General features: G+C 69.3%; 10 protein-coding genes. 5 read left to right on the top strand and 5 right to left on the bottom strand.

Annotation, left to right across the window (positions count from 1 at the left end; genetic code table 11):
- Window positions 1–4: 4 nt before the first annotated feature.
- From Srubr_RS26175 to Srubr_RS26160, 4 genes are all read right to left on the bottom strand, one after another.
- Window positions 5–1,039 (bottom strand): ABC transporter ATP-binding protein, encoded by a 1,035-nt coding sequence (locus Srubr_RS26175; RefSeq protein WP_189997399.1) that lies wholly within the window; start codon window positions 1,037–1,039, stop codon window positions 5–7.
- A gap of 70 nt (window positions 1,040–1,109) precedes the next feature.
- Window positions 1,110–2,090, bottom strand: a complete 981-nt coding sequence (locus Srubr_RS26170) for an ABC transporter permease (RefSeq protein ID WP_189997398.1) — start codon at window positions 2,088–2,090, stop codon at window positions 1,110–1,112.
- Between the two features lie 103 nt (window positions 2,091–2,193).
- Complete coding sequence (locus Srubr_RS26165) at window positions 2,194–3,954, bottom strand: ABC transporter substrate-binding protein (RefSeq protein WP_189997397.1); 1,761 nt, start codon at window positions 3,952–3,954, stop codon at window positions 2,194–2,196.
- A gap of 81 nt (window positions 3,955–4,035) precedes the next feature.
- Entirely contained in the window at window positions 4,036–5,025 is a 990-nt protein-coding gene (locus tag Srubr_RS26160; protein WP_373313583.1) for an ABC transporter permease, read from the bottom strand.
- 509 nt (window positions 5,026–5,534) lie between these two features.
- Between Srubr_RS26160 and Srubr_RS26155 the strand changes: the two genes are divergently transcribed.
- Genes Srubr_RS26155 through Srubr_RS26135 form a run of 5 tightly spaced genes read left to right on the top strand, consistent with a single transcriptional unit; the run spans window position 5,535 to window position 11,117 of the window.
- Entirely contained in the window at window positions 5,535–7,160 is a 1,626-nt protein-coding gene (locus tag Srubr_RS26155) for a peptide ABC transporter substrate-binding protein (RefSeq protein WP_189997395.1), read from the top strand.
- 3 nt (window positions 7,161–7,163) lie between these two features.
- Window positions 7,164–8,084 carry an ABC transporter permease gene (locus tag Srubr_RS26150; RefSeq protein ID WP_189997394.1) on the top strand — a complete coding sequence of 307 codons (921 nt, stop codon included), beginning with the start codon at window positions 7,164–7,166 and terminating at the stop codon, window positions 8,082–8,084.
- Entirely contained in the window at window positions 8,077–9,057 is a 981-nt protein-coding gene (locus Srubr_RS26145; protein WP_189997393.1) for an ABC transporter permease, read from the top strand. Before Srubr_RS26150 ends, Srubr_RS26145 begins: the two co-directional genes overlap by 8 nt.
- 7 nt (window positions 9,058–9,064) lie before the next feature.
- A complete protein-coding gene (locus Srubr_RS26140) occupies window positions 9,065–10,039 on the top strand; it encodes an ABC transporter ATP-binding protein (RefSeq protein ID WP_189997392.1) in 975 nt (324 codons plus the stop codon).
- Window positions 10,032–11,117 (top strand): ABC transporter ATP-binding protein, encoded by a 1,086-nt coding sequence (locus Srubr_RS26135; RefSeq protein WP_189997391.1) that lies wholly within the window; start codon window positions 10,032–10,034, stop codon window positions 11,115–11,117. The genes Srubr_RS26140 and Srubr_RS26135 overlap by 8 nt, the downstream gene beginning before the upstream one ends.
- Window positions 11,118–11,227: 110 nt before the next feature.
- On the opposite strand, the gene Srubr_RS26130 is transcribed toward Srubr_RS26135, so the two are convergent.
- The gene (locus Srubr_RS26130; protein ID WP_189997390.1) at window positions 11,228–13,357 is read right to left on the bottom strand and encodes a S9 family peptidase; all 2,130 of its coding nucleotides are present in this window, start codon (window positions 13,355–13,357) and stop codon (window positions 11,228–11,230) included.
- Window positions 13,358–13,413 lie beyond the last annotated feature (56 nt).

Here is a 13,413-nt window from a genome sequence, read left to right as displayed (position 1 = left end):
TACGTCAGTGCCGGGAGGCGGTGTAGTCGGCGAAGAGGTCCGCCCGCTGCTCGGCGGGGAGGTGGCAGGCCGATCCCCTGCCGTCCACCACCTCCAGGAGCGGTCGCTCGGTGGAGCACAGTCCGCCCGTGACCTTGTCGGTGAAGGTACAGCGCGGGTGGAAGCGGCAGCCGGAGGGCGGGTTGAGCAGCGACGGCGGCGAACCGGGGATCGGCGAGAGCGGCACGTCGACCGGGCCGTCCAGGCTCGGCATGGAGCCGAGCAGGCCGAGGGTGTAGGGGTGCTGAGGGCTGCTCAGCACCTCCTTCTTGGTGCCCCGTTCCACGCACCGGCCGCCGTACATCACCAGGACGTCGTCCGCGATGTCGGCGATGACCCCGAGGTCGTGGGTGATGAAGATGATCGCCGTGCCGAACTCCTGCTGGAGTTCCTTGAGCAGGTCCAGGATCTGGGCCTGGACCGTCACGTCCAGGGCGGTGGTCGGCTCGTCGGCGATCAGCAGCTCGGGGTCGCAGACCAGCGCCATGGCGATCATCGCGCGCTGGCGCATACCGCCGGAGAACTGGTGCGGGTAGTCGTCCACCCGCACGTCCGGCTGGGGAATCCCGACCCGCTTCAGCATCTCGATCGCCCGCGCCCGGGCCTCCTTCTTGGAGGCGCCGGTGTGCTTGCGGTACGTCTCACCGATCTGCGTGCCGATCGTGTGGTACGGCGACAGCGAGGCCAGCGCGTCCTGGAAGATCATGGCCATCTTGTTGCCGCGCAGCCGCTCCAGCTCCTTCTCGGAGGCGGTGAGCAGCTCCTTGCCGTCCAGCAGGATCTGACCGTCGATCGCGGTGCGGTGGCGGTCGTGGAGGCCCAGGATCGTCAGGTTGGTGACGGACTTGCCGGAGCCCGACTCACCCACGATGCCGAGCGTCTGCCCCTTGGCGATGTCGAAGCTGAGCCCGTCGACGGCCTTGACGATGCCGTCCTCGGTGGAGAAGTGGACCTGGAGGTCCTTGACGGAGAGGAACGGCTGCTGATCGGTGCTCGTCACGGGGACGCTCCTGAGGGGTGATGCGAGGAAGATCGCCGGGTGGGGCGGGGTCGGAACGGGGCGGGGCGGGTCAGGCGAGCCGGATCCGCGGGTCGATCAAGGCGTAGACGGCATCCACGATGATGTTGAAGAACACGATCGCGCCGGCCGCCAGCAGCGTCACACCGAGCAGCATCGGCAGGTCGCTCTGGTCCACGGACTTCACCGCGAGCCGGCCGATGCCCTGGAGGCTGAAGGTCGACTCGGTGATGATGGCGCCGCCGATCAGCGTCCCCAGGTCGATGCCGAACACCGTGACGATCGGGCCCATCGCACCGCGCCAGGCGAACCGGAAGAACACGTTCGCCCGGGACAGGCCCTTGGCCCGTGCCGTGCGGACGTAGTCCTCGCTCAGTTGCTCGACCAGCTGGGAGCGGGTCATGCGGGTGTAGTTGGCGGTGAAGATGATCGCGAGCACCAGCCAGGGCAGCAGGAGCCCGGAGAACCAGGCGGCCGGGTTCTCGGTCAGCGGGGTGTACTGCGGCTGGTCGAGCCATCCGAGCTGCGCGACGAAGAAGAACATCGCGATGTAACCGACGAAGTAGACCTGGAGGGAGGAGCCGAGCAGCGAGGCGGAGCTGGCGAACTTGTCCAGGAACTTGCCCTGCTTCAGGGCCGCGAGCATGCCCGCGCCGATACCGAGGATCAGGAAGACGACGGCCGCGCCGAAGGCGAGCGAGAGGGTGGTGGGCAGCCGGTCCATGATCGTGTCGAAGACGGGCTCACGGTTGGCGAAGGAGTACCCGAGGCAGGGGGCGTCGCAGTAGTCGAAGCCGGGGTAGTCGCGGCCGGCGAAGATGCCCACGAGCCAGTGCCAGTACTGCACCGGGATCGGCTTGTCGATGCCCAGGTTCTTCCTGATCTGCTCAAGGTTCTCAGGCGTGCAGTTCTTGCCGCAGGACATCATGGCGGGGTCACGCGGCACGGCGTAGAAGAGCCAGAAGGTGATGGCGCTGATGATCAGCAAGATGACCAGCGCGCCGATGACTCGGCGGACAAGGAAGCGGAGCATGAGGCGTGACTTTCCGGACGGGGCGCCGTCGCCGGGGGAGTAGACAGGGGTGGGCCGCAGGGGCGGCCATGCGGGATGGCCGCCCCGACAGGTCGTGCTTTGCTTACTTCTTGGCGTAGAGCTTGCAGAGCGCGACGCAGGTGTTGGCGCCGTCCCAGATGACGTTGCCGACCTTCGAGCCGTACAGGTAGTTGCGGATCTTGTGGTAGTCCGGGACGGCCGCGGCGAGCTCCATGATCATCTTGTCGATGTTGCCCCAGGCCTTGTTGGCCTCTTCGACATCCGGGATCTTGGAAGCCGCCTCGATCGCCTTGTTGACGGTCGGGTCGTTCAGCTGCGCGTAGTTGTTGCGGCCGTCGCCGATGTTCTTGCCGCTCCAGCACGGGTAGAAGACCGAGTAGCCGTTCGGCCAGTCGGGGCTCCAGCCGGCGCCGAACAGGTCGAAGTCGTTGTCGATCTTGCCGATCTGGGTGTAGAAGGTCGACTTGTCGACCTGCTTGTTGACGACCTTGAAGCCGGCCGCCTCCAGGGCGTTCTTGACGGCGACGGCGACCTTCACCTGGGTGTCGGACTGCTGGTAGGCGATGACCAGCTTCTGGCCGAGCTTGCCGGCCTCCTTCAGCAGGGCCTTGGCCTTCTCGGGGTTGCCGCCCGGCGTCTTCTGCGCGTCGTACAGGTCGAACTTGTTGTAGCCGGGGGTCACCGGGGCGAGGATGGTGCTGGCGACTTCGGTGGTCGCCTTGCCGCCGTTGATGGTCTGGATCTGCTGGTGCGGCCAGGCCCAGTTGATGGCCTGACGGACCTTGACGTCCTTGATGCGGGTGGTGTTGATCGGCCAGTAGTAGGTGACCGTATCGACCGCGGTGAGGACGCGCTGCTTCAGCTCCGGCTTGGTGAGAACCTGGGCGATGCGCTCGGGGGCGATCTCGTTGAAGATCGGCACCGCGTACTGGTCGTTGCCCTGGTCCGCGATCCAGCGGTCGGTCGACGCCACCAGCTCGTAGCCCATCTGGAAGATGTACTGGTCCGGGTAGGCGTTGCGGATCGAGTCGGTCTTCGGGTCCCAGTGCTCGTTGCGCACATAGGTGATCGACTTGCCGATCTTGCGGTCGCCGATCTTGTACGGGCCGCAGGAGAACGGATGCTTGTCGTACTTCTCCTTGGTGTCGTGCTTCTTCGGCACCAGGGAGTAACCACGCATCGCGAGCGTGTAGTTGAAGTCGGCGCGGGCCTCGGACAGGCGGAAGGTGATGGTCTTGCCGTCGACCTCGATGGAGGAGAGGCTCTTGCCCTCGTACGGGCCCTTGTACTTGTCGCCGCCCTCAAGCCACGTCTGCACGTAGCGGGGGCCCTCGGTGATGAACGGGGCGAAGAGGCGCTCGAAGGTGTGGCGGACGTCCTCCATGGTGACGTCGGAGCCGTCCTCCCACTTCAGGCCGTCCTTGAGGGTGAAGGACCAGGTCTTGCCGCCGTCCTTCATGGTGCCGGCGTCGGTCGCGGCGTCGCCGACCAGGACGGCGCCGCCCTTGTCGTCCAGCTTGTAGCCGGTCAGCGCGCGCATGATCGGCACGGTGATGGCGGCCTCGGTCGAGTTGTAGATCTGAGCGGGGTCCATGTGGTCCATGTCGAACTGCTGGAGCGAGTAGATCGTTCCGCCCTTGACCGCGCCCTTGACCTCGGGCGCCGGACCGGTCGAGTCGGCCTTGGAGCCGACCGGGATGGACGTCGTCTTCGAGCCGCTGACCTTCGGGGCGTCGTTCTGCCCGGAGCCGCCCTCGTTGCCGCTGCTGCAGGCGCTCAGCACCGAGGTCGTCGCCGCGGCGACGCCGGTGGCGATGAGGAAGTTTCTACGGGAGAAGGACATGACTTCCTGCCTTGGAAAGTGGGAGAGATGAGAGGGATACCGGCACCCTGGCGCCGTTGCCGTGCTTCTGGACTACCGGAGTCAGCGCTTGGACTTGGGGTCGAGAGCGTCACGCACCGAGTCACCGAGCAGGTTGAACGCGAGCACGAAGATCACCATGGACAGGCCCGGGAAGAGCATGAAGGTGATGTCCTCGGTGTAGAACATGGCACCGCGCTGGATCATGACGCCCCAGTCCGGGGTCGGGTCGATCATGCCGACACCGAGGAAGGCGAGACCCGCCTCAGCGGTGACGAACGCCGGGAGCATCAGCGTGCCCTGGATGATGATCGGCGTCCACAGGTTCGGCAGCAGCTCCTTGAAGACGATACGCCTCGGTGAAGCACCCGTGACCTTGGCGGCCTCGACGAACTCCCGTTCGCGCAGGCCGAGTACCTGGCCGCGCAGCAGCCGGGCGATGGAGGCCCAGCCGAAGGCCGCGAGGACGATGATCAGACCGGTGGCCCGCAGCCAGGTCGGGATGTCCTCGTCGGGGGCGATGAAGAGCCCGTACACGACCGGCATGAACGCGATGAAGAAGAGGGTGGACGGGAACGACAGGAGGATGTCGATGATCCGACCCACGAAGTAGTCCGTCTTGCCGCCGAGGTAGCCGGCGGTGACGCCGATGACCACGCCGAGGAACACGGTCAGGAGGGTGGCGGCGACCGCGATGCCCAGGGAGGTGCGGATCGCGTAGAGCAGGAAGGTGAAGACGTCGCGGCCGAGCTGCGGCTCGACGCCGAACCAGAACTCCGAGCTCATGCCGCCGTTGGGACCCGCGGGGTACGAGAAGGCGTTGAGCAGGCTCGGGTTCTCGCTCGCGTAAGTGGTGTACGGGTCCTTGCCGTACAGCTTCGATATCAGCGGCGCGGCGATCGCGATCACGAAGAACAGGATCACGATGTAGGCCGAGATGACGCCCGTCTTGTCGCGCTTGAAGCGCTTCCAGGCGAGCCGGCCCGGGGAACGGCCTTCGCTGCCCTTCGAGCCGTCGGCGGCGCTCGGCTTCACCACGGACTCGTCGGTCACCTCAAGCGGGGCAGCCGCGGATGGAGTTGGAGGGGTCATGGTGCTCCTGGCCCAAGGGAGGGTCTGATGACTCCGCAGGGCGCTCCCCTACGGGCTACGCCGGACTTTTTCAACGCAATTCATTCAAGGTCAATAAATTCTCGGACGCCTTGGTTTTCTCTTTACCTTCTTTACGTTTACTTGACCATTCCGTAGCTACGCGGGTAGCGCGCCGTAACCAATCCGTGCTTCACATCGGACCAACTACGCTAAACGGGCAAGAAGTTCGATATGCGGACGGTGGAGTGTCGACATGCGTACATCACCCCGTCCCAATCCAACGTTTCGGCATCGTTACGCGAAGATCTATTGCGCTGGATGGTCAAGATCATCAGTCGTCGGGTGCCGGGTGCCTGCAATCGGATGACGCGTCCCCCTAAAGGCCGTCTTTTCGGGCGGTACCCGGGAGCCGCGCGCGGTATGTGTCCCCTCGACCCGTACTCGATTTCCGGCTCACGAGGAGGCACGCCATGCGGCGCAGCACGCACGCCCGACGGGTCGCCTGCGTGGTGGCGGCCCTGGTGCTCGCCGCCACGGGCTGCGCGGGCGCGGGCGCCGGCGGCAACGGCGGCGCGGTGCTCAGCTCCTCCTGGGCCGACCCGCAGAACCCGCTGGAGCCGGCCAACACCAACGAGGTACAGGGCGGCAAGGTCCTCGACATGATCTTCCGGGGTCTGAAGCGATATGACCCGAAAACGGGCAAGGCCCGCGACTGGCTGGCCCGGTCCATCGAGACCCGGGACTCGCGCACCTTCACCGTCCGCCTGAAAAACGGCTGGATCTTCTCCAACGGCGAGAAGGTGACCGCCCGCTCCTTCGTGGACGCCTGGAACTACGGGGCGAGCCTGCGCAACAACCAGAAGAACGCCTACTTCTTCGGCTACATCGACGGCTACGACGAGGTCCACCCCCAAAGCGGCCGGCAGCGCGCCGACACCCTGAGCGGACTGAAGGTGGTGGACGACCACACCTTCACCGTCCGGCTCAACCAGAAGTTCTCCGGCTTCCCCGACACCCTCGGCTACGCCGCCTTCGCCCCGCTGCCCCGCGCCTTCTTCACCGACCACGCGGCCTGGGTGCGCAAGCCGGTCGGCAACGGCCCGTACACCATCGAGTCCTATACAAAGGGCGCGCAGATGTACCTGAAGAAGTGGGACGGCTACCCCGGCCCGGACAAGGCCCGCAACGACGGCGTCACCCTGCTCGTCTACACCGACAGCAACACCGCCTACACCGACCTCCTGGCCGGCAACCTCGACCTCGCCGACGACATCCCCGCCGCCCAGCTGAAGAACGTGAAGAGCGACCTGGGCGAGCGCTACCTCAACACCCCCGCCGGCATCATCCAGACCCTCGCCTTCCCCTACTACGACGAGGCCTGGAGCAGACCCGGCGCGGAGAAGGTCCGCACCGGGCTGTCCATGGCGATCAACCGGCGGCAGATCACCGACACGATCTTCCGCGGCACCCGCACCCCGGCCACCGACTGGACCTCCCCGGTGCTCGGCGCGGCCGGCGGGTACAAGAAGGGCCTGTGCGGCCGGGCGTGCGCGTACGACCCCGGCCGGGCGCGCGAGCTGATCGAGGAGGGCGGCGGCATCCCCGGCGGCCGGCTCACCGTCACCTACAACGCGGACTCCGGCTCGCACCGGCAGTGGGTCGACGCGGTGTGCAACTCCATCAACAACGCGCTCGGCGACGACCGGGCCTGCGTCGGCAACCCGGTCGGCACCTTCGCCGACTTCCGCAACCAGCTCGGCGGGCACCGGATGACCGGCCCGTTCCGGGCGGGCTGGCAGATGGACTACCCGCTCATCCAGAACTTCCTCCAGCCCCTCTACTACACCGGCGCCTCCTCCAACGACGGCGCCTGGTCCAACGAGGAGTTCGACCGGCTGGTGGACCGGGCCAACGCCGAGACCGACCCCGCCAGGTCCGTCGCCCTCTTCCAGCGGGCCGAGGAGGTCGTCCGGGACCACATGGCCGCGATCCCGCTGTGGTACCAGAACGGCAACGCCGGCTACTCCGAGCGGCTGTCCCACGTGGCGCTCAACCCCTTCAGCGTGCCCGTCTACAACGAGATCAGGGTCGGCTGAGCCATGGGACGCCATGTCCTGCGCCGGCTGCTCCAGATGATCCCGGTGTTCGTCGGGGCCACGCTGCTGATCTTCCTGATGGTCAACGTGATGGGCGATCCCGTCGCCGGCCTGTGCGGGGAACGGGCCTGCGACCCGGCGACCGCCGCCCAGCTCAGACGGGAGTTCGGTCTCGACCAGCCGGTGTGGCGGCAGTACCTCACCTACATGGGCAAGGTCTTCACCGGCGACTTCGGCACGGCGTTCAACGGACAGCCGGTCACCGAGCTGATGGCGACGGCGTTCCCGGTCACCGTCCGGCTCACCGTCGTGGCCGTCCTCTTCGAGGTCGTCGTCGGCGTCACCCTGGGCGTGGTGACCGGGCTCAGGCGCGGCCGGCCCGTGGACACCGCGGTGCTGCTGGCCACCCTGGTGGTCATCTCCGTGCCGACCTTCGTCACCGGTCTGCTGCTGCAACTGCTGCTCGGCATCAAGTGGCAGTGGATCAGGCCCTCGGTGCGCGCCGGCGGCTTCGACGAGCTGATCGTGCCCGGGCTGGTCCTCGCCTCCGTCTCGCTCGCCTACGTCACCCGGCTGACCCGCACCTCACTCGCCGAGAACCGGCGCTCCGACTACGTCCGCACCGCCGTCGCCAAGGGTCTGCCCCGCCGCCGGGTCGTCACCCGGCACCTGCTGCGCAACTCGCTCATCCCCGTGGTCACCTTCATCGGCACCGACATCGGCGCGCTGATGGGCGGCGCCATCGTCACCGAGCGGATCTTCAACATCCACGGCGTCGGCTACCAGCTCTACCAGGGCATCCTGCGCCAGAACAGCCAGACCGTCGTCGGCTTCGTGACCGTGCTGGTCCTCGTCTTCCTGGTGGCCAACCTGCTCGTCGACCTGCTGTACGCCGTACTCGATCCGAGGATCCGCCATGCCTGAACAGCCCTACGAGCCCGAAGGCGCGATCGCCGGCACCGGCATGGGCGGCGCGATGGACCTCGGCGCGAGCGAGGCCGTCACGCTGGAGGGGACACCGGGCGGACCACCGGCGCCCGGACCGGCCGGCCGGCCCCGCTCACTGTGGTCCGACGCCTGGCACGACCTGCGCCGCAACCCCGTCTTCCTGCTGTCGGCCCTGGTCATCTGCTTCCTGGTGCTGATCTCCCTGTGGCCCTCGCTGATCGCCCCCGGCTCCCCGCTGAGCTGCGACCTGGCCAGATCCCAGGACGGCCCGGCCCCGGGCGCCCCCTTCGGCTACGACGGCCAGGGCTGCAACGTCTACACCCGCACCGTCCACGGCGCGCGTACGTCGGTCACGGTCGGTCTGTGCGCCACGCTCGGGGTGGCGCTGCTCGGCTCGGTGCTCGGCGGACTCGCGGGCTACTTCGGCGGGATCTGGGACGCGCTGCTGTCCCGGCTCACCGACATCTTCTTCGCCATCCCGGTCGTCCTCGGCGGCCTGGTCCTCCTGTCGATGGTCACCTCCACCACGGTCTGGCCGGTCGTCGGCTTCATGGTGCTGCTGGGGTGGCCGCAGATCTCCCGGATCGCGCGCGGCTCGGTCATCACCGTCAAGCAGAACGACTACGTCCAGGCCGCCCGCGCCCTCGGCGCCTCCGACACCCGCATCCTGCTGAGGCACATCGCCCCCAACGCGGTGGCGCCCGTCATCGTCGTCGCCACCATCGCGCTCGGCACCTACATCGCCCTGGAGGCGACCCTGTCCTACCTCGGCGTCGGCCTCAGGCCGCCCAGCGTCTCCTGGGGCATCGACATCTCCGCCGCCTCCCCCTTCATCCGCAACGCCCCGCACGCCCTGCTGTGGCCCTCGGGCGCGCTGGCCGTGACGGTGCTGGCCTTCATCATGCTCGGCGACGCGGTCCGCGACGCCCTCGACCCGAAGCTGAGGTGACGGCGCCGTGCTGCTCGAAGTGCGGGACCTGCACGTGGAGTTCCGGACCCGGGACGGCGTCGCCCGGGCCGTCAACGGCGTCGGGTACGCGGTGGACGAGGGTGAGACCCTGGCCGTGCTCGGCGAGTCCGGCTCCGGCAAGTCCGTCACCGCGCAGGCCGTGATGGGCATCCTGGACACCCCGCCCGGCCGGATCACCGGCGGGCGCGTCCTGTTCCGGGGCCGGGACCTGCTCACCCTCAAGGAGAGGGAGCGGCGCCGGATCCGGGGCGCGGGGATGGCGATGATCTTCCAGGACGCGCTGTCGGCCCTGAACCCGGTGCTCACCGTGGGGGACCAGCTCGGGGAGATGTTCGTCGTGCACCGGGGGCTGTCCCGCAAGGACGCCCGGGCCCGGGCGGTGGAACTGATGGAGCGGGTGCGCATCCCGGCGGCGGCCCAGCGGGTGCGGGACTACCCCCACCAGTTCTCCGGCGGCATGCGCCAGCGCATCATGATTGCGATGGCGCTGGCCCTGCGGCCGGCCCTCGTCATCGCCGACGAGCCCACCACCGCCCTGGACGTCACGGTCCAGGCCCAGGTCATGGACCTGCTGGCGGAGCTGCGGCGCGAGTACCGCATGGGGCTGATCCTGATCACCCACGACCTGGGCGTGGTCGCGGACGTCGCCGACCGGATCGCGGTGATGTACGCCGGGCGGATCGTCGAGTCCGCGCCCGTGCGCGACCTCTACCGGGCCCCGGCCCACCCCTACACCCGGGGGCTGCTGGACTCGGTGCCCCGCCTGGACCGAAAGGGCCGGGAGCTGTACGCCATCAAGGGCCTGCCGCCGAACCTGACGCGCGTCCCGCCCGGCTGCTCCTTCCACCCGCGCTGCCCGATGGCCCAGGACGTGTGCCGCACCGACGAGCCCCCGCTGTACGAGGTGCCCGGCGGCCGGGGCAGCGCCTGCCACTTCTGGAGGGAGTGCCTGCGTGGCTGAGCCGATCCTGGAGGTGACCGGGCTGGTCAAGCACTACCCCCTGACCCGGGGCGTGCTGCTGCGCAGGCAGGTCGGCGCGGTGAAGGCGGTCGACGGCGTCGACTTCACGCTCGGCCGCGGCGAGACCCTCGGTCTGGTCGGCGAGTCGGGCTGCGGCAAGTCGACGGTGGCCCGGCTGCTGTGCCATCTGGAGCGTCCGACCGCCGGCACCATCCGGTTCAGGGGCGAGGACGTCACCGGGCTGTCCGGCCGGGCGCTGAAGGCCGTGCGCCGCGCCGTCCAGATGGTCTTCCAGGACCCCTACACCTCGCTCAACCCCCGGATGACGGTCGGGGACATCGTCGGGGAGCCGTACGAGATCCACCCCGAGGCGGCCCCCAGGGGCGACCGGCGCCGCAGGGTGCGGGAGCTGCTGGACGTGGTCGGCCTGGACCCGGAGTACGCGGGCCGCTACCCCCACCAGTTCTCCGGCGGGCAGCGCCAGCGCATCGGCATCGCCCGGGCACTGGCGCTGCGCCCCGAGGTCGTGGTCGCCGACGAACCGGTGTCCGCCCTGGACGTCTCGGTGCAGGCCCAGGTGGTCAACCTGCTGGTCCGGCTCCAGGCGGAGTTCGGCCTGTCGTACGTCTTCATCGCGCACGACCTGTCGGTGGTGCGGCACATCTCGGACCGGGTCGGGGTGATGTACCTGGGCCGGATCGTGGAGAGCGGCCCGGCCGGCGCGATCTACGACCACCCGACGCACCCCTATACCCAGGCCCTGCTCTCCGCGGTGCCGGTGCCCGACCCGGCGGCCCGCGACCGGCGCGAGCGGATCATCCTCACCGGGGACGTGCCCTCGCCGGCGGCCGTCCCGTCCGGGTGCCGCTTCCGCACCCGCTGCTGGAAGGCGCGCGAGCGGTGCGCGCGGGAGGTCCCGGCGCTGGCGGTGCCTGCCGTCTTCCGGGACGCCGCCGGCCCCGCGGCCCACCCGTCGGCCTGTCACTTCGCCGAGGAGAGGCGACCCGTCCCCTCGGAGAACTCCGGGGACTCCGGGGACTCCGGGGACTCCGGGGGCGACGGGAACGGGCCGGGGTGACATGGCGCACCCCGGCCCGTTTACGGCACCCGCACGGCCGTACGCGATTCAGGCTGCCTTGTCCGTATATCGGTACCGCTTCCGCGAAGTTGCCTGTGTGTTAACGGAGTTCACGGGCGTTCCACCGGGGGCAGGGAGCGCCGCAGGAAGTCCAGCTGGAGGCGGAGCAGGTTCTCCGCGACCGTCTCCTGCGGAGTCATGTGGGTGACCCCGGACAGCGGCAGCACCTCGTGCGGGCGGCCGGCGGCCAGCAGGGCGGAGGACAGCCGCAGCGAGTGGGCGACCACCACGTTGTCGTCCGCGAGCCCGTGGATCACCATCATCGGGCGGTGCGGTGCGGCCGGGTCGACCAGCCCCGCGTCGTCGATCAGCGAGTTGCGGCGGTAGACCTCGGGCTGTTCGCCCGGGTCGCCGAGGTAGCGCTCCTGGTAGTGGGTGTCGTAGAGCCTGAGGTCGGTGACGGGCGCGCCGACCACCGCCGCGTGGAAGACGTCCGGGCGGCGCAGCACCGCCAGCGCCGCCAGATAGCCGCCGAAGGACCAGCCCCGGATCGCCACCCGGTCCAGGTCCAGCGGGTACCGCTCGGCGAGCGCGTGCAGCGCGTCCACCTGGTCCTGGAGCACCACGGCCGCCACGTCGTCCCGGATCGCCTTCTCCCAGGCGGGGGAGCGGCCCGGGGTGCCCCGGCCGTCGGCGACGAGCACGGCGAAACCCTGGTCGGCGAACCACTGGGAGGTGAGGTGGGCGTTGTGCGCGGCCACCACCCGCTGGCCGTGCGGGCCGCCGTAGGGGTCCAGCAGGACCGGCAGAGGAGTGTCGCCGGGGTAGTCCCGTGGCATAAGCACGGCGCATGGAATTCGGCGTGCGCCCCCCTCGGTGAGCGTGACCCGCGGACGCAGCCCCGGATCCTCGGCGTACGACCGGATGGTGGCCGCCGGCTTCCCGTCGCACAGCACCCGGGCCCGGGTGCCCGGCCGGTCCAGGGCGGCGGACACCAGGACGGTCACACCCCCGGCGCGCACCGCGGAGTGCACACCGGGCTCCTCCGACACGCGTTCCACACCCAACTCGTTCACCCTGTACACATGAACTTCGCCAATTTCCGGCGCGGGGGCCTCCGGACCGGAAGAGGCGGAAACCAGTACGTCCCGCGAACCGACGTCCAGAACCGCACGAATGTGCAACTGCGCGCTGGTCAGCGGGCGTTCTCCGACCGTGAGCACCCGGGCGCCGCCCTCGTCCGCGATGCGGACAAGCCGCCCCGAGGGGCTCCAGCAGGGCACACCAGCGAAAAGTTCCAGCCAATCTGGATCTTCATCGGCGTGCACCATCCGGGTGGCCCCGGAATCGGGGTCCACGGCCAGGAACAGCTGACTGCGCTGGTCCCGCGCCTGCACGAGCAGCAGCGGCGCACCCGCCTCTGACCAGTGCACACGTGCCAGATAGGGGTAGCGGGCCCGGTCCCAGACCACCTCCGTGCGACTGCCGTCGAGCCCGAGGACGAACAGGTGTACGTCCGCGTTGGGGGTGCCCGCCGCCGGGTACCGGATGTTGAGTGGCTCACGTTCCGGACGGGCCGGATCCGCGATCCACCACCGCCGCACCGGCGTGTCGTCCACGCGCGCCACGAGCAGCCGGTCCGAGGAGGGAGCCCACCAGAAGCCCCGCGAACGCCCCATCTCCTCGGCCGCGACGAACTCCGCGAGCCCGTAGGAGACGCCCGCCGACTCCGGCTCGGCCAGCGCCCGGTCGCCGTCCCCCTCGGCGCCCACCACCCGCAGCGCGCCCCGCGCGACGTAGGCGACGTGCCGCCCGTCGGGGGCCGGACGGGGGTCGATCACCGGCCCCGGGACGGGGAGTTCACGTGCCGTCCCGGCCCGCAGCTCCGCCGTGAAAAGCCGCCCTGACAAGGCGAAGGACGCCAACTCCACGGAATTGTCGGTGGCATAACCGACGATGCCGCCGCCCCCCTCACGGCTGCGCTCGCGGCGGGCCCGCTCCTCGGGCGGCAGCTCTTCCGGGGAGCCCCGCAGCAGCACCCCGGGATCGGCCGCCAGGCGCTCGGTACCGTCCGGAAGATCCAGTACCCACAGGGAGTTGACCCGGTCGATGCCCGAGCCGGAGCGCAGGAACGCGACGCGCGCGCCGTCGGGCGCCACGGTGAACGAACGCGGCGCGCCGAGCGTGAACCGCTGGGTCCGGGCGTGCCGGCGGGGGAAGGAGTCAGCCTCGGTCGTCATACCCCGACCATATTGGCCATGCGCCCCCTTGTGCGGCTGTGCGCCGAGCGATGCGC

This window comes from Streptomyces rubradiris, from assembly GCF_016860525.1.
GTDB lineage: Bacteria > Actinomycetota > Actinomycetes > Streptomycetales > Streptomycetaceae > Streptomyces > Streptomyces rubradiris.
This window is presented reverse-complemented; position numbering and strand designations above follow the sequence as displayed.

Excerpts from the sequence above, each read along its gene's own strand:
- Srubr_RS26165 (WP_189997397.1), bottom strand. The coding sequence starts at position 3,954 with ATGTCCTTCTCCCGTAGAAACTTCCTCATCGCCACCGGCGTCGCCGCG.
- Srubr_RS26145 (WP_189997393.1), top strand. The coding sequence starts at position 8,077 with ATGCCTGAACAGCCCTACGAGCCCGAAGGCGCGATCGCCGGCACCGGC.
- Srubr_RS26155 (WP_189997395.1), top strand. The coding sequence starts at position 5,535 with ATGCGGCGCAGCACGCACGCCCGACGGGTCGCCTGCGTGGTGGCGGCC.
- Srubr_RS26150 (WP_189997394.1), top strand. The coding sequence starts at position 7,164 with ATGGGACGCCATGTCCTGCGCCGGCTGCTCCAGATGATCCCGGTGTTC.
- Srubr_RS26170 (WP_189997398.1), bottom strand. The coding sequence starts at position 2,090 with ATGCTCCGCTTCCTTGTCCGCCGAGTCATCGGCGCGCTGGTCATCTTG.
- Srubr_RS26130 (WP_189997390.1), bottom strand. The coding sequence starts at position 13,357 with ATGACGACCGAGGCTGACTCCTTCCCCCGCCGGCACGCCCGGACCCAG.